The organism is Inquilinus sp. (assembly GCF_057815775.1).
Genome location: NZ_JBYRFX010000009.1, coordinates 1 through 3,876, shown reverse-complemented (window position 1 = coordinate 3,876; position 3,876 = coordinate 1). Strand labels below are relative to the sequence as shown.

The 3,876-nt window shown below is 72.3% G+C and carries 5 protein-coding genes and 1 pseudogene; 2 read left to right on the top strand and 4 right to left on the bottom strand.

Features of this window, described 5'->3' with window-relative positions; translation table 11 throughout:
• Positions 1-167 precede the first annotated feature (167 nt).
• Complete coding sequence (locus AC3XYG_RS00455; protein WP_489137845.1) at positions 168-1,079, bottom strand: helix-turn-helix domain-containing protein; 912 nt, start codon at positions 1,077-1,079, stop codon at positions 168-170.
• Between the two features lie 132 nt (positions 1,080-1,211).
• Between AC3XYG_RS00455 and AC3XYG_RS00450 the strand changes: the two genes are divergently transcribed.
• Positions 1,212-2,120, top strand: coding sequence for a DMT family transporter (locus AC3XYG_RS00450; protein WP_489137844.1), 909 nt, complete (start codon positions 1,212-1,214; stop codon positions 2,118-2,120).
• Between the two features lie 4 nt (positions 2,121-2,124).
• Here AC3XYG_RS00450 and AC3XYG_RS00445 read toward each other — a convergent pair whose 3' ends face one another.
• Together AC3XYG_RS00445 and AC3XYG_RS00440 are read right to left on the bottom strand one after the other, a co-directional pair.
• Positions 2,125-2,550 (bottom strand): GFA family protein, encoded by a 426-nt coding sequence (locus tag AC3XYG_RS00445; protein WP_489137843.1) that lies wholly within the window; start codon positions 2,548-2,550, stop codon positions 2,125-2,127.
• Complete coding sequence (locus AC3XYG_RS00440; RefSeq protein WP_489137842.1) at positions 2,547-2,714, bottom strand: hypothetical protein; 168 nt, start codon at positions 2,712-2,714, stop codon at positions 2,547-2,549. The genes AC3XYG_RS00445 and AC3XYG_RS00440 overlap by 4 nt, the downstream gene beginning before the upstream one ends.
• 97 nt (positions 2,715-2,811) lie before the next feature.
• Here AC3XYG_RS00440 and gcvA point away from each other — a divergent pair, with 97 nt between their 5' ends.
• Positions 2,812-3,690, top strand: coding sequence for a transcriptional regulator GcvA (gene gcvA, locus AC3XYG_RS00435; protein ID WP_489137841.1), 879 nt, complete (start codon positions 2,812-2,814; stop codon positions 3,688-3,690).
• Here gcvA and AC3XYG_RS00430 read toward each other — a convergent pair.
• Positions 3,687-3,876: pseudogene (locus AC3XYG_RS00430) on the bottom strand (hypothetical protein); the annotation flags it as partial. The gene gcvA and the pseudogene AC3XYG_RS00430 sit on opposite strands and share 4 nt — an antisense overlap.

Genomic DNA, 3,876 nt, shown 5'->3' with positions numbered 1-3,876 from the left:
AGACGACGAATTTCAGCCGCACCCGATTGGGTTTCGATTCTAGGGCGAACCCAACCGACGCCGATCCGGCCTCAGAGATTCCTCGGGATCAGGGCGCGGACGGCGATGCCGTTGACCGGAACCTCGCCGGATGGGTCGATCGCGACCGGGGGCGGATAAAGCGGGATTCAGCCCCGGATCGCCGCCCGCCACGCGCCCGGCGGGCCGCCGAAGGCGGCGCGGAAATGCCGGGTCAGGTGGCTGGGGTGGGTGAAGCCGCAGGCGGCGGCGATCTCGGCCAGCGGCCGGTCGGTGCCGGCCAGCAGGCGGCGGGCGCGGTCCAGTCGCCGGGCCAGCACATAGCCGTGCGGCGGCAGCCCGACCGAGGCGCGGAACATCCGGGCGAAATGGGTTTCCGACAGGCCGGCCACATCCGCCAGCCGGCCCAGCGTCAGCGGCTCGTCCAGCGCCGCCTCGATGAGCTCCAGCACCCGGCGGCGGGCCTGCGGCGCCAGCCCGCCATCCAGCGCCGGCGATCGGCGGCGGCGCAGCTGGCTGCCGGCGAGATGGGCCAGCAGCTCATGCCCGATCTGGGTCGCGGCCAGCGATGCGTCGTCCCGGTCCCAGCCCATCCGCAGGAAGCCGGCCATCAGCCGGGCGGCCTCCGGGTCGTGGAAGAAGGTGTCGTCCGACAGCGCCGTCTCGCGGACATCGGCGTCATGCGCGGCGGCGCCGGCGGCGGCCAGACTGCCGGTGTCGAAATAGAAGTGCAGGAACCGCATCGGGTTCTGCAGCGTCCAGTCCGATTCATGCTCCGCCGGCAGCAGGCAGAATCGGCCCGGGCCGCCGATCCGGTCGGGAAAGCCGACGCGCTGGGTGCCTTCGCCGCCTTCCAGATACAGGCTCAGCGTGTGGTGGCCGGGGGCGCGGTAGCCCGTGGTGTCATGGGCATTGCGCCATTGCGCCAGGGTGAAGCCGTCGCCGATCTCGACCGCATGCTCCAGCACCGCGCGCGACGACGACAGCGCCGCGACCACGCCGTAGCGCGCCGCCAGCCGCCGCAGCAGGCCGTCCTCCACCCTGGGTCCATGCCGGTTCATCGTGCCGCCAGACTAGACCCGGGGCCGGCGCGGCACCATTGCCGGCGGTGAAAGACCGCAAGGATGTGCAATCGCCGGCGTCGCCGGCGGGCGCAGTGTCGGGGCCGACACATCCGGAACCAGCGTGCCGCCATGACCGCCGCCCTCTATCTGCTCGTCGTCCTGATCTGGGGCACCACCTGGATGGCGATCCATTACCAGATCGGCCCGGTGCCGGTGGAGCTGTCGATCCTCTACCGCTTCGTCCTGGCCGCGGCGGTGATGTTCGCGCTGCTGCTGGTCCTGCGCCGGCGCGAACCCCTGCGCGGCCGCGACCATCTGGTCTGCCTCGGCCAGGGGCTGACGCTGTTCAGCGGCAACTTCCTGCTGGTCTATCATGCGTCGGCCTATGTCCCGAGCGGCCTGGTGGCCGTGGCCTTCTCCACCGGCAGCGTCTGGACCGCGCTGTTCAGCCGGGTCGTGCTCGGCCAGCCCCTGCGGCCGCGCATCCTGGCCGGCGGCGCGGTCGGGCTGGCGGGGCTGTGGCTGCTGTTCGGCATCGATCCGGCGCGGCTCGACCTCGGCATGCTGTTCGGCCTCGGCCTGGCCCTGGCCGGCACCATGTGCTTCGCGGCCGGCAACGTCTTCGCGGTGATGCACCGCCGGCGCGGCCTGACGCCCTGGACCACCACCGCCTGGGGCATGCTGTACGGCGTGCTGATCCTGGCCGCCGTGGCGCTGGCGGAGGGGCAGCCCTGGCGCTTCGACCCGTCGCCGGCCTATGTCGGCGCCCTGTTGTACCTGGCCATCCCGGGCTCGGTGGTCGCCTACCTGGCCTATCTCACCCTGGCTGGCCGGATCGGCGCCGACCGCGCGGCCTATTCGACCGTGCTGTTCCCGCTGGTGGCGCTGAATGCCTCGGCGCTGCTTGAAGGCTATGTCTGGACCGCGGCGGCGCTGGCCGGGGTGGCGCTGGTGCTGCTCGGCAATGTGCTGGTCTTCGCCCGGCTGCCACGGCGGCGCAACGGCGCCGCGGCCCCGGCGGTCAAGGCCGGGGCCTGACGGCTTAAAGACCGCTCTGCGGCCCGTCATCCTCGTAAGTCGGCAGGGTTTCGTCGATCACATGCCAGGGGATGCGGGTGCCGATCCAGGCATGCTGGCGCGGCCGCAGCGCCGTCGGGTCGTCCAGCGTCGCCAGGGCGATGCCCATGGTCTTGCCCTCGGGCTCGAAGCCCTCGAAGGCGAGCGGTGAGCCGCAATCGCCACAGAACCAGCGCCGCCCGACCGGGGAGGACTGGTAGCTGCGCGGCTGGCCCCTGGTCCAGCGGACGCCGGCGAAGGGCCCGGTCGCCCAGGCCACGGCCGGGCTGCCGGTGGCCTTCTGGCACATCCGGCAGTGGCAGTAGTCGACCGACTCCAGCGGCCCGTCCAGGCGATAGCGCACGGCGCCGCACAGGCAGCCGCCCTCCAGTGGGAAGGGGCCAGCGCTCACGGCCGGCCGATCACCATGGGGCGCCGCGACGGGCGGCTCCGGCGGCGGCCGATCGGCAGCGGCGGCAGGGGCTCGGCCACGGCGCGCAGCTCCGCCGGCAGCATCGGGCTGCGGCGCGGCGGTGCGAAGACGGTGAGGTATGCATCGAGCAGACGGTGGAACATCGAACCCTCCTGGGCAAGACCGGACTCTCTCGTGAACCAAGGTTCGGCACAAACGCCGTTCCCTTGCAGCATCTGTCAGGAAAAGTTACAGATTGATATGCGCCCGCTGCCGCCGCTCAACGCCGTCCGTGCCTTCGAGGCCGCCGCCCGCCGCGGCAGCTTCACCGCGGCCGCCACCGAACTCGGCGTCAGCCATGCCGCGATCAGCCGTCATGTCCGCGGGCTTGAGGCCCGGCTCGGCGTGCCGCTGCTGCTGCGCGAGGGCCGCGGCCTGGTGCTGACCGAGGCGGGGCAGGATTTCGCCGCCGTGGTCGCCGACGCCTTCGATCGGCTGTCGCAGGGCATGGTGGCGATCTCGGCCGAATCCGGGCGGCACCGGATGCGGCTGTCGGTCGAACCGGCCTTCGCCGGCCGCTGGCTGGTGCCGCGGCTGGGCGAGTTCCGCGAGCGCCATCCCGGCATCGACATCGAATTGGACCCGACCAACCGGCTGGTCGATTTCCGGGCCGACCAGACCGATGTCGCCATCCGCTACGGCCGCGGCGTCTGGACCGGCCTGGTGGCCGAGACGCTGGTGCGGGTGATGGACTATCCGGTCTGCGCCCCGGCCTTCGCGGCGGCGCTGCAGCGGCCGGAGGATCTGCGCGGCCAGACCTTGCTGCACGACGAAAGCGCCCAGACCTGGGCGATGTGGCTGGCCGCCGCCGGCATCACCGGCATCGACGCGCTGCGCGGCCCGCGCTTCCACGACGTGGCGTTGGCGCTCGACGCCGCCATGGCCGGGCAGGGCATCGCCATGGGCGACGACGTGCTGTGCGCCCGCGACATCGCCGCCGGCCGGCTGGTGCGGCTGTTCGACGTCACGGTGCCGCGCAACTGGTACTGGCTGGTGATGGCGGAAGGCCGCCGCCTGTCGCCGGCCGCAGGTGCCTTCCGCTCCTGGCTGCTGTCCTGCTTCCCGCCGATCTCGGATTAGGTCGTCTTGATCGGCGACGCGGCCGAGGCGACGGTGCCGGCCGGGGTGGCGCCCTGCGCCACCGGCGCCTGCCGCACCGTCTCGCGGTGCAGGATGTAAAGGCCGCTGCTGATGACGATGGCGCAGCCGATCAGCATGGTTGTATCAGGCACGTCCTGCCACAGCAGGTAGCCGGACAGCACGCCC